We start from the raw sequence: 21071 nt of genomic DNA, 5'->3' as shown, positions 1-21071 counted from the left end.
GGAGTAACCATGGCAAACGCAACGCAACCCCAAGCCCATGACGCCAGCGAGGCCCTTGCCGAGCGCATCCGCCAGGCCGGCGCCGAGGGCACGCCGCTGCGCATCGTCGGCGGCGACACCCGCTACTTCTACGGCCGAGAGGTGGAGGGCAGCGAGCTCTCCACCCGCGAGCACCGCGGCATCAGCTTCTACGATCCGGTGGAGCTGGTCGTCTCGGTACGCGCCGGCACCCCGCTGGCGGAACTGGAGGCCGCGCTGGCCGAACAAGGCCAGATGCTCCCCTTCGAGCCACCGCGCTACGGCGAGGCCAGCACCGTGGGGGGCATGGTCGCCACCGGCCTGTCCGGGCCGCGTCGCCCTGGGCCGGCAGCGTGCGCGACTTCGTACTCGGCACGCGGGTGATCAACCACGAAGGCATCGAGCAGCGCTTCGGCGGCGAGGTGATGAAGAACGTCGCCGGCTACGACCTGTCGCGGCTGATGGTGGGCGCCCAGGGCACCCTCGGGGTAATCACCGAGGTCTCGTTCAAGGTATTGCCGATTCCCGGCGCCACCCACAGCCTGCAGCTGGAGCTCACCCTCGACGAGGCCCGCCGTCGGCTGGCCGAGTGGGGTCGCGAGCCGCTGCCGATCAGCGCCGCCGCCTGGCTCGACGGCGCCCTGCACCTGCGCCTGGAGGGCGGGCCGAGCTCGGTGGCCGCCACCCGTGCACGCATCGGCGGCGACGATCTCGACGGCGGCTTCTGGAACGCCCTACGCGACCAGCGCCTGGCCTACTTCAGCGAAGGAGGCGCCCCGCTGTGGCGGCTCTCGCTGCCCCACCGCGCTCCGGCGCTGGACCTGCCTGCCGTCGACGAGCGCGAGATGATCCACGACTGGGCCGGCGCCCAGCGCTGGCTGCGCGCCGGGCTCGACGCCGAACAGGTGCACCGCGCCTGCCAGTCCGCTGGCGGCCATGCCACCTGCTACGGCCCGCGCCCGGCCGAGGTGGACCCCTTCACGCCGCTGCCCGCGGTGCTGGTGAAGTATCACCGCAATCTCAAGGCCCAGCTCGACCCCCAGGGAATCTTCAACCCCGGCCGGCTCTACGCGGCGTTCTGAGACGCACAGGATTTCGACATGCAGACGCACTTCACTGAAGAAGCCCTCAAGCAGCCGCATGATCCAGGAAGCCGACCGCGTCCTGCGCAGCTGCGTGCACTGCGGCTTCTGCAACGCCACCTGCCCCACCTACCAGCTGCTGGGCGACGAGCGCGACGGGCCGCGCGGGCGCATCTACCTGATGAAGCAGATGCTGGAAAACCCGGACGACAGCGAAAACGTCACCGAGCAGACCCGCCTGCACCTGGACCGCTGCCTCACCTGTCGCAACTGCGAGACCACCTGCCCCTCCGGCGTTGAGTACCACAAGCTGCTCGACATCGGCCGCGCCGAGATCGAGCGCCGCGTGCCGCGCAGCCGCGCCGACCGCGCCCAGCGCTACGCCCTGCGCAAGGCCCTGGTCGACCCCAAGCGCTTCCAGGCGCTGCTCAAGCTGGGCCAGACCTTCAAGCCGCTGGTGCCCGGCAAGCTCAAGGACAAGCTGCCGCCCAGCCCGGTGGACGCCGGCACGCGCCCCGACCACCAGCGCCATGCACGCCAGATGCTGATCCTCGAAGGCTGCGTGCAGCCGGGCCTTTCGCCCAATACCAACGCCGCCACCGCGCGGGTGCTCGACCGCCTGGGCATCGGCCTCACGCCGGTGGCCGAGGCCGGCTGCTGCGGCGCCATCGACTTTCACCTCAACGCCCAGGACGACGGCCGCGCCCGCGCACGGGCCAACATCGACGCCTGGTGGCCGCACATCGAGGCCGGCGCGGAAGCCATCGTGCAGACCGCCAGCGGCTGCGGCGCCTTCGTCAAGGAGTACCGCGACATCCTCAAGGACGACCCCGCCTACGCCGACAAGGCCCGGCGCGTGAGTGAGCTGGCCAAGGATCTGGTCGAGGTCCTGCGCGACGAGGAGCTGGCGAGCCTTCAGGTCAACGAGGGCCGCCGGCTGGCGTTCCACTGCCCCTGCACCCTGCAGCACGCCCAGAAGCTCGGCGGCGCGGTGGAGGGCGTGCTGGTCAAGCTCGGCTTCACCCTCACCCCGGTGAAGGATGCCCACCTCTGCTGCGGCTCGGCGGGCACCTACTCGATCACCCAGCCCGAGCTCTCAATGCAGCTGCGCGACAACAAGCTCAACGCCCTCGAGGCCGGCAACCCGGAAACCATCGTGACCGCCAACATCGGCTGCCAGACGCACCTCAACGGCGCGGGGCGCACGCCGGTCAGGCATTGGATAGAGATTGTCGATGAGGCCCTGCCAACGCCCGTAACCAGCTAGCCTCTGCGAATAGTCGCCCAAGGCGAGGGGCGCCGGGGACAGGCCGAAGAGGAGGTCCGATGCCATGGATGGCATCGGTAGCGCCCAGGGATGGGTTCACAGCGCCTCCTCGTCGGTCCGGCGCCCCGGGGCCTGTCGCCGGAACAGCCCCGTGCTTCACCGGGAGAGCTGCTAGCTCCGCATCGCCAATGTTCTTTATTTCAAAAGGAGAGCCCCATGAAGACCAAACCCGTACTTACCCTGACCGACGTCAACGCCATCCTCGACGCGGCCCAGAAAGAAGCCGAAGCCAACGGCTGGAAAGTGACCATCGCCGTGGCCGACGACGGCGGCCACCTGCTCGGCCTGCGCCGCCTCGACGGCGCCCCGGCCATGACCCCCGACATCGCCACTCAGAAGGCGCGCAGCTCCGCGCTCGGCGCCCGCGAGACCCAGGCCTTCGAGGACATGATCAACGGCGGGCGCAACGCCTTCCTCTCCGCGCCGATGCAGGGCCTGCTGGCCGGCGGCGTGCCGGTAATGGTCGAAGGTGAAATGGCCGGCACCGTGGGCGTCTCCGGCGTCAAGCCCGATCAGGACGTACAGATCGCCAAGGCCGGTATCGCCGCCGTCGCCTGAGCCTTTCGGGCCGGCAACAAGGCCGACAACAGCGCCCCGCCCCCTTCACAAGGGCGGGGCGCTGTTGTTCTTGCTCATCGCGTCCTAGGCCGTCGTGTTCCTGGCATGGGTCGAGTTCCTTTCCCCCGCGCCCAGGCTGCCTATACTGACGGCAGCCTCGCCATTGCCTTGCGTACCGCACGCCGTTCGCGGCGTATCTCACAATGGCGAGGCTTCCAACGCAAGATCCATCAGGCCGGCCAGGGTCGGTGCCGACATGGCTGCGCCCAACGGGAGGAACCCGTCATGGTCAAGAAACTGTTTGCCGCACTGGTGCTGATGGCCTTCATGGCACCGGCCTGGGCGCACATGTGCCCTGCGCTCATGGCCGACATCGACGAGGCGTTGCAGGACGAGGATAAGGTCGCTCAGCTCAGCGAGGACGAGCTTGAGCGAGTCCGCGAACTGCGCGAACAGGGAGAGCAGTATCACAACGAGGGCGACCACGCCCAGTCGGAGGAGGCACTGAACGAAGCCAAGGAGATCCTGGACGCATGACACCCTGAATCGGCGAGCCGACAAAGGTCGTATGGCCCTTGCTTCGGCTCGCCGCAGGTTCGGCATCCAGCGTCGACTACCCGCCGCCTGCAGGTGTCGCTACCCAGCAAGACAACCGCCTGCTGGCTAGCCGGCTACTGATTAGCCACCAGGGCAACCGCCAGCTTCGTTCAGGGCGGGCTCAGTCCAACTCGGCGCCTGGCTCCGGGCAGCGCTGCAGGGTCACCTCGGCGCCGTCGCGGTCCAGCCAGGTCAGAGTCAGCACCTCGTGTTCCTGCAACGCCAGGCGAATCCGCTCCTCGCTGCGCATGCCCTCGCCGCGACAATCGAGCTGTGCCATCCAGACCTCGTCACCTTCCCGCTCCACTTCCATCTCGCACAGGTTCTCGTGGCCTTCCAGGCGCGATGGTGCCAGGGTGATCGTGCGATCCTCGCCGCCGCGGGCGCACCAGGCAGGCTCCGCCGCCCAGCGCCCTACGTAGGCCACGGCATCCTGCAGCGCCGGCCCTCCTCGGGCGCCGCCGCCTGCTGGTCGTCGCCGCAGCCGGCCAGCACCAGCGCGGCACACAGCCCCAACCCGGCACGGTGATGTCGTAATGTCATGATCTCTCCTTGAGTGCTTGGCCCTGGACTGCGTGGCTCGGTTTGCCGCAGTTCCACTTTGTCGCTAACAGCATAGGCACGATTCGCCCGTCGCCAAGCCGCCGCCTCGCTGCCGTGGCTCATTAGCCTCCTTACCAGTTGCAGCGCCGCAGCGGGCCGATATCATGGGGGCTTTGCACGGCCTCGGCACAGCGGGGCCACTCCTGCTCGAGAAACCGCCATGCCGCTGCTCTATTTCCTGCCCCGCTGGGCGCCGTGCTGATCTGGTCGGGCAACATGACCATCAACCAGCTCACCGTGGGCGCCATCGCCCCCAGCAGCATCGCCTTCCTGCGCTGGGTGCTGGCGCTGCTGGTGCTCACGCCCTTCCTGCTGCCGGCCGCCTGGCGTCATCGCCACACCATACGCCGTGAATGGGCCAAGCTGGCCACCCTCGGCCTGCTCGGCATGGGGCTGTGGCAGGGGCTGGCCTATGTGGCGGCCGAAACCACCTCGGCCACCAACATGGGCATCCTGGCCGCCATGGTACCGCTGCTCACGGTGCTGCTCAGCGCCTTGATCCTGCGCGAGGCACCTAGCCTCGGCGGCACCGTCGGCGGGCTCGTCGCCCTGTTCGGCGTGCTGGTGCTGCTGGGTCGCGGCGACCCGCTCTCGCTGCTGGAGCTCGAGGTAGCGCTCGGCGACCTGCTGATGGTGGTGGCGGCCACCTGCTACGCCCTCTACGGCGTGATGCTCAAGCGCTGGCCGCTGGACCTGCCGCCCTGGGTACTGCTCTACGCCCAGGTGGTGTTCGCCGTGCTGTTCCTGCTGCCACCCTACCTGATGGGCCCGATGACCCCGGTGGACGCACAGAACGTCTGGCTGATCCTGTATGCCGGCATACCCGCCTCGATCATTACGACTTTCCTGTGGATGCGCGCCATCCGCCAGATCGGCGCCAGCCAGGCCAGCATCTTCATCAACCTGATGCCGCTGTTCAGCGCGCTGATCGCCATGGCCTACCTCGGCGAGCGCATTGCCCTGTTCCACCTGGTCGGCGGCGTGCTGGTACTGGCCGGGGTGCTCATGGCCCAGACCCTGACCCAACCGCTCCTCCGCAGAGCCACCCGCAGCCCATGACGCTCGATACCACACGCCTCAATCGGGAAAGAAACTTCTTCGACGCTGACCAGACCCTGTGGCTGTTCGGCTACGGCTCGCTGATCTGGAAGGCCGAGTTCCCCTACCACGAGCGCCGCCCCGCCCATATCGAAGGCTGGGCGCGACGCTTCTGGCAGGGCTCTCACGATCATCGCGGCACGCCGCAGGCGCCGGGGCGGGTGGCCACGCTGATCGAGGCGCCCGGCGCGGTCTGCCAGGGCATGGCCTACCGCATCGATGCCGAGGCGCTCGGCCCGCTCGACGTGCGCGAGAAGAACGGTTACCTGCGCGAGCGGGTGACGCTGCATTTCGCCGAGGGCGACCACGCCGAGGGGCTGATCTACCTGGCCACGGCGGACAATGCCGCCTTTCTCGGCGCCGCCCCGCTCGACGAGATGGCCCACCAGATCGCTGCCGCTCACGGCCCCAGCGGCGCCAACCGCGACTACCTGCTCCATCTCGCCACCGCCCTGGAAGAGCTCGGCGCCGAGGACAGCCACGTCTTCGCACTTGCCGAACGGATCAGGGCGCTCCCTGGCGACCACTAGCGCCGGTGCTCACAGGACGTACATGCGCAGCGGCATCCATAGCCCCATGGCGATCATGATCAGATTCTCAGTGAGCGACACGAAGCCCAGCGGCACCTTGCTGTCGCCACCCACGCAGGCACACTTGAGTTCTCGCTTGTCGATGTAGACCGCCTTGAACACCGAGACGGCGCCCACCGTGCCGATGAACAGCGCCACGGGAGCGGCCAGCCAGACCAGCGCCCCGGCCAGCATCAGGATGCCTGCCAGCGTCTCGGCATAGGGATAGACGTAGCCGTAGCGCACCTGGCGCTGAGCCAGCAGATCGTAGTTGAGGAACATGGTGCTGAAGCTCTCCACGTCCTTGAGCTTCTGCAGCCCCAGCAGGGCCATGGCAATGGCCACGACGTACTCCGGCATCCTCGCGCTCAGCAAGGAACCGGTCGCGGTCCAGCTTACGGCAAGCCCCATCAGAAGTGCCGTGGCGAACAGTGCAATCACCGGTTGGTAGGTAGTTTCATCCTCGCCCGGCGAGTCCTTGCCAAAATACTCGCGCAGCTCATCGTAGCCGCCGATGCGTCGACCGTCGATAAAGGTCTGGGGCGTGGTATCGACGTCATGCGTCTGCTTGAATTCCTCCGTCTCCTCCCGCGTGGTCAGGTGGTGATCCTCCACCTCGAAACCCTCACGTTTCAGCAAGTCCTTGCTCTTGAGGCCGAAGGGGCACAGGTGCTCCTTCATGACCATGCGGTATAGCGTGGCCTGCTTGCCCTGCCCCACTGGCTGTCCATGAGCCATGACGTCTCTCCTTGGGTCATGCATTTCCCCAAGGGTAGCCAATGAGAGCGTCAGCGAATCCCCGCCCGGAGGAACGACTGCACGAACTGGCGCTGGAACAGCAGGAAGGCGACCAGCAGCGGCGCGATGCTGAGCAGCGTGGCGGCGCTGACGGTGGCCCAGTTGACGCCGGTTTCCGGCGCCGAGAAGATGCCGAGCCCCACGGTGAGCGGGCGGCTCTCCACCGAGTTGGTGACCACCAGCGGCCACAGGAAGTTGTTCCAGTGGTGGCTGATCGAGACCAGGCCGTAGGCCAGGTAGGTGGGCTTGGCCAGGGGCACGTAGACCTTGAGCAGGATCGCCATCCAGCTGCAGCCCTCCACCCGGGCGGCCTCCTCCAGCTCGCGGGGGATGGTCTTGAAGGTCTGGCGCAGCAGGAAGATGCCGAAGGCGCTGGCCACGTAAGGCAGGCCGATGCCGGTGATGGTGTCGACCAGCCCCAGTCCACTGGCGATACGGTAGTTCTCCACGATCAGCACCTCGGGGAACACGAACAGCTGGATCAGCACCAGCATGAACAGCACGTCGCGCCCGGGAATGGGAAAGCGGGCGAAGGCGAAGGCCGCCAGGGTGCAGACCACGAACTGCGCCAGCACCACCCCGGTGACCAGCAGGAAGGTGTTGAGGTAATAGCGGGCGAACGGCGCCTGGGCCCAGGCGTTGGCGAAGTTGTCCAGCGTGATCGGAGCGAACAGATCGAAGCGCACCATGTAGGCCGGCGGATGGAAGGCGGCCCAGATAGCGTAGAGCAGCGGAAAGATCCAGATGATGGCCAGCAGCCAGGCGGCCATGGTCTCGAGACTCGGCACGCGCAGGGCGAAGCGGCTGGCGGCGGGGCTGATGGCTCGGTTCATTGATAGTGCGTCCTGCGGTCGAGCACGGTGAACTTGAGCGTGGCCACCACCGCCAGCACCAGCAGGATCACCACGGTGATGGTGGCGGCATAGGTGCGGTCGAAGAACGAGAAGGCATTCTCGTAGACGTAGTAGAGCAGCAGGTTGGTGGCGTTGTTGGGCCCGCCCTTGGTCAGGATGAACAGGTGATCGACCACCCGCACGGCGTTGATCAGGGCATTGATCAGTACGAACAGCGTGGTCGGCATCAGCAGCGGGAAGGTCACCCGCCAGAAGAAGCTCCAGCGGCTGGTACCCTCCAGGTCCGAGGCCTCCTTCAGCTCCGGCGGGATGCTCTGCAGCGCCGCCAGGTAGAAGATCATGAAGAAACCAGCCTCCTTCCATACCGTCATCACGATCACCGAGGTCAGCGCCACGCTGGGGTCGCCCAGCCAGTTGACCCCGGAGAGCCCCAACGCGCCGAGCAGCTTGTTGAACAGGCCGATCTGCGGTGCGTAGAAGAACATCCAGATGTTGGCCGCGGCGATCATCGGCAGGATGGTCGGGGTGAAATAGGCCATGCGCACGAAGCCCCGCCCCGGCAGGCGGGCGTTGACGAACAGCGCCATGCCCAGCGCCAGGGCGATGGAAGTCGGAATGGTGCCGAGGGCATAGATCAGGTTGTTGCGCGCCACCCGCCAGAAGGTGCGGTCCTCCACCAGCATGGCGTAGTTCTCCAGCCCGACGAACGCCGGCGGCGCGCCGCGAAAGCCGGGCAGGAAGAAGCTGTTGATCAACGTCGCCACGGTGGGCAGATAGGCGAAGGTGCCGAGCAGCACCGCCGCCGGCAGCAGCAACAGCGCACCGTAGATCTGCATACGTCGGTCGGCGTTTTGGATCACTCGGGTTGGCCTCCTGGGCTGTGAACGAGCCGGGGAGAGGTCAAGCAGGAGGTCCCGCCCTGGATGGCAAATGTAGCGTCCAGGGAGGGATTCACAGCGCCTCCTCTTTGACCTTTGTCCCCGGCGAAGCCCCTCAGCGTGAACGGGCGTAGCGGCGCAACGCCGCATCGGCTTCGGCCTGGGCCTGCTTGAGCGCTTCCTCGGGTGACATCTGGCCGGTCAATGCCGCCTGCACGGCGTTGTCCAGCGCCCGACGCACTCGCCCGCCCTGGTAGGTGGCCAGCTCCGCGGTGGCGTGCTCGAGCTGGTCGCGGGCCACCGCCGCTGGTGCGAACTCCTCGACGTAGTTGCGCAGCGCCTCGGTCTCGTAGGCCGCCGGGCTCACGCCCATGTAGCCGGTCTCGATCGACCAGGCTGCAGCGCGCTCGGGGTCGGTCATCCAGCGAATGAAGGTCATCGCCGCGCGCTGCTCCTCCTCGCTTGAGTCCTTGAACAGGTAGAAGTTGCCGCCGCCGGTGGGGCTGCCGCGTTGGGTGTTCATGGGCAACATCGCCACGCCGAAGTCGAAGCCGGCCTCGTTGCGCACCGCGGTGAGGTTGCCGGTGGTGTGCCACATCATGGCGGTGGCCTGCTCGATGAAGTTCTGGCGCAGCGTGCCCCACTCGATGGTGCCGTCGGGCATGGCCTGATGCTCCTGGGAGAGTGAGACCCAGTACTCCAGCGCCTCGATGGCGGCGGGGTCGTCGAAGTAGACCTCGGTGCCCTCTTCGTTCATCAGCCGGTGGCCGTTCTGGAAGGCGAAGGCCTGGAACATCCAGTAGGGATAGCCGGTGGAGGGCACCATCACGCCCCACTGCTGGCCGTTGCTGGCCTCGCGCACCGCGGCGGCCATCTCCGCCATCTCCTCCCAGTTCTCGGGCGGCGTCTCGGGGTCGAGCCCGGCCGCCTCGAAGGCGTCCTTGTTCCAGTAAAGCACGATGGTGGAGCGCTGGAAGGGAATGCCGTAGGTCTGTCCGTCGATCTGGCCGTTCTCCATCAGCCCGGGGTAGAAGCCATCGAGCCACTCACGCTCCTCGTCGGTTTCGATCACCGAGTCGAAGGAGACGATGGCGTCCTGCTCCAGCAGGTCGAACAGGTCGATGGAGAACAGCACCGACAGCTGCGGCGCATTGCCCGCCTCGATGGCCGACATGGCACGAACCCGGGTGTCGTCATAGTTGCCGGCGTAGATGGCATTCACCGAAATATCCGGATGCTCGTTCTCGAATTCGGCCACCAGACCGTCGATCACGTCGGTCAGGGCGCCGCCCACGGCCACCGGGTAGTACAGGGTCAGCTCGGTCTGGGCCTGGGCATTCAGCGAACCGGCGGCCAACAGCCCGGCCACCGCCGCGGCACCCAGCCTGCCGCCCTTGACGAGACTGCCAGCGGCTGGACAGCCACCTGCTAGAGAGAAGCGTGCGTTCATCGGTTCACTCCTGAAGAGTCGTACCCTGCGGGATAGGACGAGGCTCGCGCCTCGCGGTCTTGCAATATCGAACCTGCCGCCTTGGAGAGCCCGGGCTCGAAGCGATGGCGCCCGGGCGGTGCGGCCAGGTCGTGCCCCGTCAGCGCCAGCCGCTGTCCATCGCTTGCATCGAAGAAGTGCGCCGTCTCGCGCCGCCACTGCAGCCGACAGGGCGAGCCGGCAGCGAGCGACGGCCTGCCGTCGAGGCGGGCGCGCAGCTGCTGGCTGCCGACCTTGAGCCGCACGATGCTGTCGGCACCGAGGTATTCGGCATCGATCACCTCGGCGGGCACACCGGGAGCGTCGGCCGGCAGCAGGCGGATCTCCTCCGGGCGCAGGCCCAGCCAGTGCCCCTTGGCCGCGTGGGGCGCCACGCTGCAGCGCGGCTCGCCGTCGATCACCGCGCCGTCCGCCGCCGCGGCGAGCGTCACCAGGTTCATCGCCGGGCTGCCGATGAAGCCGGCGGCGAAGGCACTGGCCGGGCGCTCGTAGAGTTCGCTCGGGGTGGCGTCCTGCACGATGCGGCCGTCCTGCATCAGGATCACCCGGTCGCCCATGCTCATCGCCTCGACCTGGTCGTGGGTGACATAGATCACCGTCATGCCGAGCCGCTGCTGCAGCGCCTTGATCTCGCGACGCATCTCGCCGCGCAGGCGGGCGTCGAGGTTGGACAGCGGCTCGTCCATCAGGCAGATGGGGTGTTCGGAGATGATCGCCCGGGCCAGTGCGACCCGCTGGCGCTGGCCGCCGGAGAGCTGGGCCGGCTTGCGCTCGAGATAGGCTTCGAGGTCGACCAGTTGGGCCACCCGCGCCAGCCGCTCGCGGCGCTCGGCCTTGGGCACCTTGCGGCTGCGCAGGCCGAAGACGATGTTGTCGGCCACGCTCAGGTGGGGAAACAGCGCGTAGGACTGGAACACCATGCTGATGCCGCGGTCGCCCGGCGGCAGATGGGTGACGTCGCGCCCGCCGATCTCGATGCGACCGGAAGAGGCCTGCTCGAGCCCGGCGATCATGCGCAGCGTGGTCGACTTGCCGCAGCCCGAGGGGCCGAGCAGGATGACGAACTCCCCGACGCCACGTCGAAGCCGATGCCGTCGACGGCAGCGGACTCGCCCCAGCGCTTGCTCACGGCTTCGAGCCGGATGCGCGGGTGGTCTCGCGTAGCGGCCCGTGAGCCGGTTGGCTGGCGCTGCGGGTCCTGATCCTGACCCTGATTATTGTTGTCTGGGTTCATGCTGCGTCCGCGTTGCCCATGAAGGCCTGGCATGGCTGTCATCGACTCTCCCGAAACTCAGCGTAGCCGCTAATTCGACGAAGTGCGGCCATGCTGACGTCTTTCGATGACAGCAGCGTGACGAAAGCCAGACCGAGGGGTAACAGTCGGAGCGCTTCCCCAGCATGCTAGAATTCTTCTTCCACCCTGATCAGGAACGAGCGCAATGTCCCTTGACGACCTGCACCTCAATCTTCGCAACCTGACGCAGGACGATTACCCTCAGCTCAAGCAGCTGATGGATGCCGTCTACGACGACATCGGCGGGGCCTGGCCGCAGCACTCCATCGACCGGCTGATTCAGGAGTTTCCCGACGGCCAGATCGTCATCGAGGACGACGAGCGGCTGGTGGGCGTGGCGCTGACCGTGCGAGTCGACTACGACGAGTTCTCCAACCCGCACAAATACGACGACCTGGTGGGTCATCGCGACATCATCCTCAACGATCCCTCGGGCGACGCCATGTACGGGCTGGACGTGCTGATCCACCCCGACTACCGCGGCTACCGCCTGGGCCGGCGGCTGTACGAGGCGCGCAAGGAGCTGTGCCGCTCGCTCAACCTGCGGGCGATCCTGGCCGGCGGGCGCATCCCGCAGTACCACGAGCACGCCGAAGAGCTCTCGCCGACCGAGTACATCGCTCGGGTGGCGCGCAAGGAGATCCACGACCCGATCCTCTCGTTTCAGCTCGCCAACGACTTCCAGGTCAAGCGCCTGTTGCGCAAGTACCTGCCCGAGGATGAGAAATCCCAGGGTTACGCCACCCTGCTGGAGTGGAACAACATTCTCTTCGAACCCGCCGAACGGGTGCTGGAGAGCCGCCCCACCCAGGTGCGCGTGGGCGCGGTGCAGTGGCAGATGCGCGAGTGCGCCTCCATGGAGTCGGTGCTGCAGCAAGTGGAGTATTTCGTCGATGCCATCTCCAGCTATCAGAGCGACTTCGCCGTCTTCCCAGAGCTGTTCAATGCGCCGCTGATGGGCCTCCAGGACCGCGCCACCCAGCAGGACCAGCTCGCCGCCATCCGCTACCTGGCCGGCTTCACCGAGCAGTTCAAGACCGAAATCTCGCGCATGGCGGTCTCCTACAACATCAACATCATCGCCGGCTCGATGATTGAGGTGGGCGAGGACGACCGGCTCTACAACGTCAGCTACCTGTGCCACCGCGACGGCCACGTCGAGAAGCAATCCAAGCTGCACATCACGCCCCAGGAGCGCCGCGAGTGGGTGATCGAGGGCGGCGACGAGCTGCGTGTGTTCGAGACCGACGCCGGCCGTGTCGGCATCCTGATCTGCTATGACGTGGAGTTCCCCGAACTCGGCCGGCTGCTGGCCGATCAGGACATGGACATCCTGTTCGTGCCGTTCTGGACCGACACCAAGAACGGCTACCTGCGGGTGCGCCACTGTGCCCAGGCGCGGGCCATCGAGAACGAGTGCTACGTGGTGCTGTGCGGCAGCGTGGGCAACGTACCGTCGATCCGCAACCTGGACATCCAGTACGCCCAGTCGTCGGTGTTCACGCCCTCGGACTTCGCCTTTCCCCACGACGCGGTGCTCTCCGAGACCACGCCCAACACCGAAATGGTGATCTTCTCCGACCTCGACCTCACCCGGCTCACGGTGGTGCGCGCCGAGGGCTCGGTGACCAATCTCAAGGACCGGCGCAAGGATCTGTTCGACCTGCGCTGGCGCGACTGGTCGTGGAAGTCCGGCTCGCGGCAGGAAGAGAGCTGACGCCATGTTTCGCCGCCTGCGCCGCTGGCGGGCCGAGCGCTTCGAGGCCCGCCATCCGTTTCCTGCGGAAGCCTGGGCCGAGGCCCGCTCGCGCCTGCCGCTGTTGGAGCGGCTTGGCGACGAGGAGGCCGAGCGCCTGGGCCGACGCGCCTGGCACTTCCTGCATACCAAGCGCACCAGCATGCATCCCGATCTGGCCGCCCAGACCACTTTCGACGAGCCCGCCCAGCTGGCCCTGGCGGCCCAGGCCTGCCTGTTGACGCTGGGCTGGTCGGACGACGAGCACGACGAGGCGCTCGGCGGCTTCCACGAGATCCTGATCCTGCCCGAGGCCTTCCACCGCCAGGTGGAGGAGCTGGACGAATATGGCGTGATGCACGCCTACGAGGACGAGCGCGCCGGCGAGACCTCGGCCCAGGGGCCGGTGGTGGTGGCCTTTCCCGACCTGATGGAGAGCGGCGACTTCAGCGGCTTCAACGTGGTGATTCATGAGCTCGCCCACAAGCTCGACATGGGCAACTCGCTGGATATCGACGGCTTCCCGCCGCTGCCGCGCGAGATCGACCCGAAAGCGTGGCACCGTGAGTTCACCGCGGTGTGGGAGGATCTGCAGGCGCGACTCGAGCGCGGCGAGACCCCGCCCATCGACGACTACGCCGCCACCCACCCCGGCGAATGCTTCGCGGTGTGCTGCGAATATTTCTTCACCGCTCCCGACGTGCTCGCCGACGCCTACCCCGGGCTTTACGCCCTGCTCGAACGCTACTTCCGCCAGACCCCGCTACGGCGCCTGCCCGCGGCAGATGCGCCTGGCGTCGCACCCGCCGATCACTAGACCGCCTCGGCTGGCTCGGCCCTAGGCCGGCGCGGGCCCTGCCGGTCCCGCTCTGTCGTCCGGCACCCTGGCCGGCATCGCCTGCTCCAGGAAGGCGACGAAGGCGCGGATGCGCGCCGGCACGTGGCGGCGCTGCTGGTACACCGCGTGGAAGTCGGCGCGCACCCCTTGCCAGCCTGTCAGCAGCTCGACCAGCTCGCCGCTGGCCAGCAGCGGCTGAACGTCCCACCAGGAGCGCAGCGCGATGCCGTGGCCGTCGCGTGCCAGCTGCACGATCACCTCGCCGTCGTTGCTGGCCAGCGGGCCGGCGACCTTCACCGCCTGTTCGGTGGCGTCATCGTCACGGCGCCGGAAGCGCCACACCGCGTAGTCGCTGTCGTTCTCGCGCAGCACCAGACAGGGTGCGCGGCCAGGTCGCTCGGGGTTGTCAGCGGTGCCATGCGTGCCACATAGCCGGGAGCGGCGCACAGCACCCGCCGGTTGGCCAGGATGCGCCGCGCCACCAGCCGCGAGTCGGGCGGCTCGCCGACGCGAATGCCGATGTCGACGCCCTGCTCGCCGAGGCTCAGCGGGTAGTTGGTCAGCTCCAGCACCGCCTCAATGCCGGGGTGCAGCGCGCAGAAGCGTGATAGCAAGGGCGCCACGTGGCGGCGGCCGAAGCCGAAGGTGGCGTTCACCCTGAGCGGCCCCGACAGCGCCGCCTGCTGCTCGCCCAGCGCCTCTTCGAGTTCGGCCAACTCCTCGAGAATCGCCGCGCCGCGGGTGAGATAGCGCTCCCCTTCCGCGGTCAGGGCCAGGCGGCGCGTGGTGCGGCTGGCCAGCTCCACGCCCAGGCGCGCCTCGAGCTGCTTGAGTCGCTTGCTCACTGCGGACAGCGATAGGCCCAGCTCCCGCGCCGTGACGGTCAGGCTGCCGGCGTGCGCCAGGCGCTGGAAGAACATCAGGTCGTCGAGCTGTGCCACGCAGTTCTCCACTTCAATTCAACAATGGCTTTCCATTCAGCCTGATTATCCGCACCAGGCCAAGCGCTAGACTGGAGGCACTCACGAAGCCGGAGGAAGTACCCATGTTCTCGGGATTCCGTACGTTCGATATTGCCCACGGCGATATGCGCATCCACGGTCGGATCGGCGGCTCGGGGCCGCCGCTGCTGCTGCTCCACGGCCACCCCCAGAGCCATGTGATCTGGCACCGTCTGGCCGAACCGCTGGCAAGCCGCTTCACGGTGGTGGCCACCGACCTGCGCGGCTACGGCGATTCGTCCAAGCCACCCGGCGAGCCGGACCACGCCAACTACAGCAAGCGCGCCATGGCTGTCGACCAGGTTGCGGTCATGCGCGAGCTGGGCTTCGAGCGCTTCTTCCTCTGCGGCCACGACCGCGGCGGACGGGTCGCCCACCGCCTGGTCATGGATCATCCGGACAGGGTAGACAAGCTGATGCTGCTCGATATTGCCCCCACGCTTGCCATGTACGAACAGACCGACCGCACCTTCGCCACTGCCTACTTCCACTGGTTCTTTCTGATCCAGCCCGCGCCGCTGCCGGAGACCCTGATCGAGGCCTCGCCCGCCGACTACATCACCCGCACCATGGGCGGGCGGCATGCCAGCCTCGACGCCTTCGACCCCGCGGCCATCGCCGAGTACCAGCGCTGCCTGTCCCAGCCCGGCGCGGCGCATGCCCTGTGCGAGGACTATCGCGCCAGCAACGCCATCGACCTGGAACACGACCGCGCCGACCGCGAGGCGGGCCGACGCATCGCCTGTCCGGTCAGCGTGCTGTGGGGCAAGCACGGCATCATCGAGCGCTGCTTCGATCCACTGGCGGAATGGCGCGCCGTGGCCGAACGGGTCGAGGGCGAGGCGCTGCCCTGCGGCCATTACCTCCCCGAGGAGGCGCCCGAGGCCCTGCTCAACCGTATCAACCGTTTCATGACCCGCGCCTGACCAACACCACCCGAGGAGCCCACCATGACCCATCGTATCGCCGTCATTCCCGGCGACGGCATCGGCAACGAAGTGATGCCGGAAGGCCTGCGCGTGCTCGAAGCCGTTGCCCAGCGCTTCGACCTCGACCTGGCCTTCGAGCACTTCGACTTCGCCTGCTGCGACTACTACGAGAAGCACGGCAAGATGATGCCCGACGACTGGTTCGAGCAGCTCAAGGACTTCGACGCCATCTTCTACGGCGCGGTGGGCTGGCCCGACACGGTGCCGGACCACATCTCGCTGTGGGGCTCGCTGCTGCAGTTCCGCCGCCAGTTCGACCAGTACATCAACCTGCGCCCGTGCAAGCTGCTGCCGGGCATCAAGAGCCCGCTGGCCGACCGCAAGCCCGGCGACATCGACTTCTACGTGGTCCGCGAGAACACTGAAGGCGAGTACTCTAGCGTCGGCGGCAAGATGTTCGAGGGCACCGAGCGCGAGGTGGTGATCCAGGAGACGGTGATGACCCGTCACGGCACCGACCGGGTGCTAAAGTTCGCCTTCGAGCTGGCCCAGAGCCGGCCGCGCAAGAAGCTCACCTCGGCCACCAAGTCCAACGGCATCGCCATCACCATGCCATGGTGGGACGAGCGGGTCGTGGCCATGTCGGGCCACTACCCCGAGGTCAGCGTCGACAAGTTCCACATCGACATCCTCACTGCCAACTTCGTCATGCACCCCGACTGGTTCGACGTGGTGGTGGCCAGCAACCTGTTCGGCGACATCCTCTCCGACCTGGGCCCGGCCTGTACCGGCACCATCGGCGTGGCGCCCTCGGCCAACATCAACCCCGAGGGCAAGTTCCCCAGCCTGTTCGAGCCGGTGCACGGCAGCGCCCCGGACATCGCCGGCAAGGGCATCGCCAACCCCATCGGCCAGATCTGGTCCGGCGCCATGATGCTCGAGCACCTGGGCCACAAGGCGGCTGCCAAGGCTATCGTCGACGCCTTCGAGGCGGTGCTCAGCGAGGGCGATACCAACGTATTGACACCGGACATTCGCGGCCAGGGCACCACCCAGACCCTGGGCAAGGCCATTGCCGAGCGTGTGAAGGCATAGCAAGACACGTAGCGCCGCTGGGCCGGGCCCTGACGAGCCCGGCCCAGCGAGGTCTCACGCGAAATTCCTGCTTACCGAAGCGTTTGCCGACCTCGCCACCGATTAGCCGCCTTTCTTCTCCAGCCCCGGCGCTCGTCGAGCGCCGGGGCGTCGTGCACCTCCTCCCAGCCGGTCACCATGGCCTTGATGTGCGCCAGCGGCGTGTGGCCCGCCGTGGCGAGGTAGACGTGCAGCAGCAGGAAGGAGAGCATCAGGTAGGCGCCCAGAGCATGCAGGCCTGCCACCTGCTCCAGCCCCAGGAAGCCCGGCACGCTGTCGCGCACGCTGCCCCAGAACAGGTAGAGCAGGCCCGATACCCAGATCAGCGGGTTGATCACCAGCTTGATGCCCAGGTAGGCCAGCCGCTGCAGCGGGTTGTGCTTGCGCTCCAGGGTGATGCGGTAGGGGTGCGGCTCGCCCACGAACATGCCATAGGCGTAGTAGCGCATCATGGCCGCCAGGCGGTCCCGGGTGGGGAGGTAGTGCTTCCACTGGCCGGTGGTGAAATGCCAGAAGATGGCGAACACCCACAGCCCGATCAGCAGCCAGGCCGCCGCCTCGTGCACGCGCACCGCCGTTTCGAAGTCGGCCATGCCGTGCACGCCGCGAATGCCGAAACCGCTAAGCAGCAGCGTGATGATCAGCGCCGCCTGGGACCAGTGCCAGAAGCGCTCGAAGCGGGTGAAAAGATAGAGACGCTCGCTCATGTCAGTGCCCCTTGTGGCGGTTACGGGTGGCAAGACGCATGGCCCCATGGCCCAGCGCGCCCAGCAGGACCAGGCCGGCCAGGCCGAAGCCGAAGCGGTCGAGCAGCCGATGTCGGTCGCGGCCCGGCAACCACACCCCTTCCACGCCGGCCAGGCGGCCGCCGTCGGTGTGGCAGGAGGCGCAGTCCAGCGCCGCTTCGCTCGGCGCCACCATGTGGGTGATCGGCCACAGCATGGCGGTCTCGACGAAGTCGTACTCGCCGCTGTAGGGCTGCCCGGCCAGCTCGGTGCCCGTCGCCAGCGCCTTGTCCCAGTCGAAGTTGAACCAGAACGAGGTGTCGTTGCCGGGAATCGCCACCTGGGGCTTGAGCAGGGTGTTGTGCACGGTGTCGAAGGGCTGCTTGCCCAGCGCCAGCTTGACCGGCCAGATCCGCGAGTCGTCGCCGCCCGGCGTGCCGTGGTAGGGGTTGAGCAGCACGCGCTCGCTGGGGTCGATGACCGTTTCCCCGGTCACGAAGGTGGTCGTGCCGTTCCACCACAGGTACCGGGGCGTCACGTTCTCGTCCGGCAGGAAATCGCCCTTGCGACTGTCGTAGATGACGTGGCCAAGCTCATTGAGGCCGGTGAAGGGCTTGCCCTCCGCGTCGAGCTGCCCCGCCGTGGACCAGTCCCAGGACATGCGTGTCGGCACGCCGCCGCGGGCGAACGCCGGGATATGGCAGGTCTGGCAGGCCAGCGTGCGGGTGTGCTCGTTGAGCCGCGTGGCATGACTGCCGCCCTGGTGCGGCGTATCGCCATGGCAGGCCTGGCAGGTGGCCGGGTTGCGCTCGTGCTGGCTGCCGCGAACGATGGCGCCATGGGCATCCACGGCGGCACCCTGAATGCGGCTGCCGGGCACGTCGTGATTCTCGGTCTGGTGGCAGGTGCTGCAGCTGAAGTTGAGCCCCTCGGCGTCCATGTGCACATCGAGCTCGCGCTGCGGGTGGAACAGTGACGAGTCCAGGTCACCGTGCTTTACGCCATCGCCACCGCCGCCGTAGAAGTGACAGGTGCCGCAGGTCTGGCGTGACGTGGCGGCCACGTTCTGTGCGGCACGCGTCAGGTCGGTCAGCGACTCGTTGGGCCAGCCGGCCCAACCGCCCTTCTTCACGTAGTCGCCGCTGTTGTGGCAGGCCAGGCAGTCGACCCGCGTCTCGGCGGTGAAGTCGAAGCTGTCGTCCTCCCAGCCGTAGCCGATATGACACGCCTGGCAGAAGCCTTCGTTGGACTGGTCGGCGATACAGAAGGTATTGAGCATGGTGCGCTTGCCCAGCGTCTCGCCGCCGTGGGGGTTCTTGTAGTCCCAGGTCCAGTGGCGGGTCGCCATTACCTGCTGCGAGGCCTCGGTGTGACAGCTCAGGCAAGCCTGGGTTACCTCCTCGGCGTTGTTGAAAGGCCCTGCAGGGCATCGAACTGGCGGTGGTCCGCCGTGCTGGCAAGGGCTGGCGGCAGCCACGCCAGCATGGCCAGCAGCAGCCCCAGCAGCACCTGCCAGGGTCTGCTTGGTCGTAGTGTCTTCATTCCCCTGTCTCCACCGTTAGTGGTGATAGATCCTTGTCGTTATCACGCCCGAAGGCGCCGGTCCCACAGGGAAAGAATGACAGAACGTGCCCTTGCCGGGCTGACACGGATCAACAAAACCCCGCCTCATTGTCAAGAAAATGACTCAAAAAGCAGTCAATTTCGAGAAAACCTCTGACTTGCGTCAAACTGCCGCAGACCAAGGGCGAAGGTTTCCGGCGCCCTTTCCATGTTTCTGCGCGCAGTGAAATCGTTACCTTCCGTAAGCGACGGCGGCGAGAGGCGAAAGGTCGTCTACCCTGATCAGTGCAAGCTCATTAGGGCAACGCGAACGAAATGGAGGAAACGGCATGAAAAGGACAGCAATTGCCATCGCAGTCGGCGCTCTGAGCACTGGCCTGGCCCACGGTGTACTCGCACAGGATGACGATGCGCAGCAGCACCTGGGCGAGCAGCACCAGATGACCCAGGAAGGTGAACAGAACGGCCAACAGAATGATGAGGTCCGCGCTGGCGAAGGCTATGAAACCGGCTTCAATGCCCAGGGCCAGGGCGGACAGGACGCCGATACCACCGGCGACAATCAGGACCGGGCCAATAATGATGACTTCGATGTCGATGTCGAGCAGGAGCCGGCCGAGGTCAGCGTCGACCAGGAACCGGCCGAGATTCGCGTGGAACAAGAGCCGCCGGAGGTGACCGTCGAGCAGCAGGCGCCCAACGTTACCATCGACCAGCCCGACCCCGAGGTCGACGTGGACCAGGCCGAGCCTGAGGTCACCGTGGACCAGGAAGGCGAAGCCAACGTCCGCGTGGAAGAGGCCGATGAGGCGACCGCCGAGATCCGTAGCGATGACGACGATGATGCCGATCGCGAACAGCGCGAACAGCAAGGTCTGTTCGATGACGACGGCGACCGGGATCGTGACCAGGCCGGTCAGCAGGACCTGGGCAACATGCAGGTTAGCGACCTGGAAGGCCGCACCCTCGTGACCCAGGATGGCGAGGAGATCGGCGAGATCGACCGCGTGGTGCGCGACACCCAGGAGAACGCCACCTACGTCGTGGTTTCCGAAGGCGGCTTCCTGGGCTTCGGCGGTGACGAGATGGCCTATCCGCTGCAGGACATCCAGGTCCGCGACGACGACGGCGAAGTTCTGTTGCAGTCACGCAGCGGCGAACGCAACGCCGACGATTTCGATGATGATCGTTACGAAGAACTGGACGGCGACGAGCGCCTGGGCGAGGTCCGTTAAGGACGTCCCCGCCTGACGCCGTCAGGCCCGCAGCACGCCAAGGCGCGACCCCAGGGGTCGCGCCTTTTTCTTGTCGGAAGGTGAGGCACCGGAGTCAGGCGGCCAGCTTACGCGCCACTTCCGCGACGCTGCGGCCCTGCAGCCGAGCCAGCGCCAGCTCATGCTCGGTGGGCTGGCGCGAGCCGTCTGCACCGGCCAGGGTGGAGGCCCCGTAGGGCGAGCCGCCCTGCACGCTCGAGATATCGAACTGCGACTCTAGGCCATAGCCGATCGGCAGGATCAGCATGCCGTGGTGCGCCAGGGTGGTCCAGGAGGTCATGACGGTGGTTTCGTTGCCGCCGCCGGTACCCGTGGAGGTGAAGACGCTGCCGACCTTGCCGCGCAGCGTTCCTTGGCCCACAGGCTGCCGGTCTGGTCGAGGAAGGTGCGCATCTGTCCGCTCATGTTGCCGAAGCGGGTCGGGGTGCCGATGATGATCGCATCATAGTCGCCCAGCTCCTGGGGCGAGGCTTCGGGGGTGTCGAACTCCTGCCCGCCGGCCTTGGCATAGGCCTCCGGGTCCATGGTTTCCGGCACGCGCTTGACGTGCACCTCTACGCCGTCGATCTCCTCCACGCCTTCCGCCACCGCCTTGGCCAGGGTGTCGACGTGGCCATACATGGAATGGTAGAGCACAAGAACCTTGGTCATGCTTCGCCTCCGTTCAGTTAGGGTCTCCATGGCTCCGCCACAGCGAAGCCCCCTTC

General features: G+C 67.0%; 17 protein-coding genes and 6 pseudogenes. 11 read left to right on the top strand and 12 right to left on the bottom strand.

All coding sequences use genetic code 11. The features are described 5' to 3' along the window. Window positions 1-9: 9 nt before the first annotated feature. From glcE to ACUDAL_RS01745, 4 genes and pseudogenes are all read left to right on the top strand, one after another. Window positions 10-1100: pseudogene (gene glcE / locus ACUDAL_RS01760) on the top strand (glycolate oxidase subunit GlcE). A gap of 18 nt (window positions 1101-1118) precedes the next feature. Beyond that, window positions 1119-2367: pseudogene (gene glcF / locus ACUDAL_RS01755) on the top strand (glycolate oxidase subunit GlcF). 216 nt (window positions 2368-2583) lie between these two features. Further along, window positions 2584-2985 carry a GlcG/HbpS family heme-binding protein gene (locus ACUDAL_RS01750; protein WP_444676915.1) on the top strand — a complete coding sequence of 134 codons (402 nt, stop codon included), beginning with the start codon at window positions 2584-2586 and terminating at the stop codon, window positions 2983-2985. Window positions 2986-3270: 285 nt separating this feature from the next. Beyond that, window positions 3271-3522 (top strand): hypothetical protein, encoded by a 252-nt coding sequence (locus ACUDAL_RS01745; protein ID WP_444676914.1) that lies wholly within the window; start codon window positions 3271-3273, stop codon window positions 3520-3522. 181 nt (window positions 3523-3703) lie between these two features. Here ACUDAL_RS01745 and ACUDAL_RS01740 read toward each other — a convergent pair whose 3' ends face one another. Then, on the bottom strand, window positions 3704-4009 hold the full coding sequence (locus ACUDAL_RS01740) for a hypothetical protein (protein WP_444676913.1): 306 nt from the start codon (window positions 4007-4009) through the stop codon (window positions 3704-3706). After that, the gene (locus ACUDAL_RS01735) at window positions 3997-4125 is read right to left on the bottom strand and encodes a hypothetical protein (RefSeq protein WP_444676912.1); all 129 of its coding nucleotides are present in this window, start codon (window positions 4123-4125) and stop codon (window positions 3997-3999) included. The genes ACUDAL_RS01740 and ACUDAL_RS01735 overlap by 13 nt, the downstream gene beginning before the upstream one ends. 220 nt (window positions 4126-4345) lie before the next feature. On the opposite strand from ACUDAL_RS01735, the pseudogene ACUDAL_RS01730 reads away from it, so the two are divergent. Both ACUDAL_RS01730 and ACUDAL_RS01725 read left to right on the top strand, forming a co-directional pair. Further along, window positions 4346-5244 (top strand): annotated as a pseudogene (locus tag ACUDAL_RS01730) (DMT family transporter). Continuing rightward, window positions 5241-5813 carry a gamma-glutamylcyclotransferase gene (locus ACUDAL_RS01725; protein WP_444676911.1) on the top strand — a complete coding sequence of 191 codons (573 nt, stop codon included), beginning with the start codon at window positions 5241-5243 and terminating at the stop codon, window positions 5811-5813. The pseudogene ACUDAL_RS01730 and the gene ACUDAL_RS01725 overlap by 4 nt, the downstream one beginning before the upstream one ends. A gap of 9 nt (window positions 5814-5822) precedes the next feature. Here ACUDAL_RS01725 and ACUDAL_RS01720 read toward each other — a convergent pair whose 3' ends face one another. From ACUDAL_RS01720 to ACUDAL_RS01700, 5 genes and pseudogenes are all read right to left on the bottom strand, one after another. Continuing rightward, window positions 5823-6590 carry a MauE/DoxX family redox-associated membrane protein gene (locus ACUDAL_RS01720; RefSeq protein ID WP_444676910.1) on the bottom strand — a complete coding sequence of 256 codons (768 nt, stop codon included), beginning with the start codon at window positions 6588-6590 and terminating at the stop codon, window positions 5823-5825. Window positions 6591-6640: 50 nt separating this feature from the next. Continuing rightward, window positions 6641-7483 (bottom strand): carbohydrate ABC transporter permease, encoded by an 843-nt coding sequence (locus ACUDAL_RS01715; RefSeq protein ID WP_444676909.1) that lies wholly within the window; start codon window positions 7481-7483, stop codon window positions 6641-6643. Next, window positions 7480-8340, bottom strand: coding sequence for a carbohydrate ABC transporter permease (locus ACUDAL_RS01710; protein ID WP_444679281.1), 861 nt, complete (start codon window positions 8338-8340; stop codon window positions 7480-7482). The genes ACUDAL_RS01715 and ACUDAL_RS01710 overlap by 4 nt, the downstream gene beginning before the upstream one ends. A gap of 157 nt (window positions 8341-8497) precedes the next feature. Next, window positions 8498-9832 (bottom strand): ABC transporter substrate-binding protein, encoded by a 1335-nt coding sequence (locus ACUDAL_RS01705; protein ID WP_444676908.1) that lies wholly within the window; start codon window positions 9830-9832, stop codon window positions 8498-8500. Beyond that, window positions 9829-11105, bottom strand: a pseudogene (locus ACUDAL_RS01700) (ABC transporter ATP-binding protein). Before ACUDAL_RS01700 ends, ACUDAL_RS01705 begins: the two are co-directional and overlap by 4 nt. A 205-nt stretch (window positions 11106-11310) precedes the next feature. Here ACUDAL_RS01700 and ACUDAL_RS01695 point away from each other — a divergent pair. Together ACUDAL_RS01695 and ACUDAL_RS01690 are read left to right on the top strand one after the other, a co-directional pair. Then, window positions 11311-12882: a GNAT family N-acetyltransferase gene (locus ACUDAL_RS01695; protein WP_444676907.1), complete on the top strand. Its 1572-nt coding sequence runs from the start codon at window positions 11311-11313 to the stop codon at window positions 12880-12882. A gap of 4 nt (window positions 12883-12886) precedes the next feature. Beyond that, on the top strand, window positions 12887-13717 hold the full coding sequence (locus ACUDAL_RS01690; RefSeq protein ID WP_444676906.1) for a zinc-dependent peptidase: 831 nt from the start codon (window positions 12887-12889) through the stop codon (window positions 13715-13717). 21 nt (window positions 13718-13738) lie between these two features. Here ACUDAL_RS01690 and ACUDAL_RS01685 read toward each other — a convergent pair. Next, window positions 13739-14658 (bottom strand): annotated as a pseudogene (locus tag ACUDAL_RS01685) (LysR family transcriptional regulator). A gap of 125 nt (window positions 14659-14783) precedes the next feature. On the opposite strand from ACUDAL_RS01685, the gene ACUDAL_RS01680 reads away from it, so the two are divergent. Both ACUDAL_RS01680 and ACUDAL_RS01675 read left to right on the top strand, forming a co-directional pair. After that, window positions 14784-15665: an alpha/beta fold hydrolase gene (locus tag ACUDAL_RS01680; RefSeq protein ID WP_444676905.1), complete on the top strand. Its 882-nt coding sequence runs from the start codon at window positions 14784-14786 to the stop codon at window positions 15663-15665. A gap of 24 nt (window positions 15666-15689) precedes the next feature. Continuing rightward, window positions 15690-16763, top strand: a complete 1074-nt coding sequence (locus tag ACUDAL_RS01675; protein ID WP_444676904.1) for a tartrate dehydrogenase — start codon at window positions 15690-15692, stop codon at window positions 16761-16763. A gap of 71 nt (window positions 16764-16834) precedes the next feature. On the opposite strand, the gene ACUDAL_RS01670 is transcribed toward ACUDAL_RS01675, so the two are convergent. From ACUDAL_RS01670 to ACUDAL_RS01660, 3 genes are read right to left on the bottom strand one after another with little or no spacing between them, the layout of a single operon-like run. Beyond that, window positions 16835-17509: a cytochrome b/b6 domain-containing protein gene (locus ACUDAL_RS01670; protein ID WP_444676903.1), complete on the bottom strand. Its 675-nt coding sequence runs from the start codon at window positions 17507-17509 to the stop codon at window positions 16835-16837. Window position 17510: 1 nt separating this feature from the next. After that, window positions 17511-18908 (bottom strand): tetrathionate reductase family octaheme c-type cytochrome, encoded by a 1398-nt coding sequence (locus ACUDAL_RS01665; RefSeq protein ID WP_444679280.1) that lies wholly within the window; start codon window positions 18906-18908, stop codon window positions 17511-17513. 11 nt (window positions 18909-18919) lie between these two features. Further along, window positions 18920-19069 (bottom strand): hypothetical protein, encoded by a 150-nt coding sequence (locus ACUDAL_RS01660; protein WP_444676902.1) that lies wholly within the window; start codon window positions 19067-19069, stop codon window positions 18920-18922. A gap of 350 nt (window positions 19070-19419) precedes the next feature. On the opposite strand from ACUDAL_RS01660, the gene ACUDAL_RS01655 reads away from it, so the two are divergent. Then, window positions 19420-20325 (top strand): PRC-barrel domain-containing protein, encoded by a 906-nt coding sequence (locus ACUDAL_RS01655; RefSeq protein ID WP_444676901.1) that lies wholly within the window; start codon window positions 19420-19422, stop codon window positions 20323-20325. 94 nt (window positions 20326-20419) lie between these two features. On the opposite strand, the pseudogene wrbA reads toward ACUDAL_RS01655, so the two are convergent. Beyond that, window positions 20420-21015, bottom strand: a pseudogene (gene wrbA / locus ACUDAL_RS01650) (NAD(P)H:quinone oxidoreductase). Between the last annotated feature and the right edge of the window lie 56 nt (window positions 21016-21071).

The organism is Halomonas sp. E19, assembly GCF_052439355.1.
Lineage (GTDB): Bacteria > Pseudomonadota > Gammaproteobacteria > Pseudomonadales > Halomonadaceae > Halomonas.
This window is presented reverse-complemented; position numbering and strand designations above follow the sequence as displayed.

Bases quoted from the DNA above. Each gene is read 5' to 3' on its own strand.
- ACUDAL_RS01750 (WP_444676915.1), top strand. From the start codon at position 2,584: ATGAAGACCAAACCCGTACTTACCCTGACCGACGTCAACGCCATCCTC.
- ACUDAL_RS01670 (WP_444676903.1), bottom strand. From the start codon at position 17,509: ATGAGCGAGCGTCTCTATCTTTTCACCCGCTTCGAGCGCTTCTGGCAC.
- ACUDAL_RS01735 (WP_444676912.1), bottom strand. From the start codon at position 4,125: ATGACATTACGACATCACCGTGCCGGGTTGGGGCTGTGTGCCGCGCTG.
- ACUDAL_RS01705 (WP_444676908.1), bottom strand. From the start codon at position 9,832: ATGAACGCACGCTTCTCTCTAGCAGGTGGCTGTCCAGCCGCTGGCAGT.
- ACUDAL_RS01675 (WP_444676904.1), top strand. From the start codon at position 15,690: ATGACCCATCGTATCGCCGTCATTCCCGGCGACGGCATCGGCAACGAA.
- ACUDAL_RS01715 (WP_444676909.1), bottom strand. From the start codon at position 7,483: ATGAACCGAGCCATCAGCCCCGCCGCCAGCCGCTTCGCCCTGCGCGTG.
- ACUDAL_RS01720 (WP_444676910.1), bottom strand. From the start codon at position 6,590: ATGGCTCATGGACAGCCAGTGGGGCAGGGCAAGCAGGCCACGCTATAC.
- ACUDAL_RS01710 (WP_444679281.1), bottom strand. From the start codon at position 8,340: ATGCAGATCTACGGTGCGCTGTTGCTGCTGCCGGCGGCGGTGCTGCTC.
- ACUDAL_RS01680 (WP_444676905.1), top strand. From the start codon at position 14,784: ATGTTCTCGGGATTCCGTACGTTCGATATTGCCCACGGCGATATGCGC.
- ACUDAL_RS01745 (WP_444676914.1), top strand. From the start codon at position 3,271: ATGGTCAAGAAACTGTTTGCCGCACTGGTGCTGATGGCCTTCATGGCA.
- ACUDAL_RS01725 (WP_444676911.1), top strand. From the start codon at position 5,241: ATGACGCTCGATACCACACGCCTCAATCGGGAAAGAAACTTCTTCGAC.
- ACUDAL_RS01655 (WP_444676901.1), top strand. From the start codon at position 19,420: ATGAAAAGGACAGCAATTGCCATCGCAGTCGGCGCTCTGAGCACTGGC.
- ACUDAL_RS01690 (WP_444676906.1), top strand. From the start codon at position 12,887: ATGTTTCGCCGCCTGCGCCGCTGGCGGGCCGAGCGCTTCGAGGCCCGC.
- ACUDAL_RS01660 (WP_444676902.1), bottom strand. From the start codon at position 19,069: ATGAAGACACTACGACCAAGCAGACCCTGGCAGGTGCTGCTGGGGCTG.
- ACUDAL_RS01695 (WP_444676907.1), top strand. From the start codon at position 11,311: ATGTCCCTTGACGACCTGCACCTCAATCTTCGCAACCTGACGCAGGAC.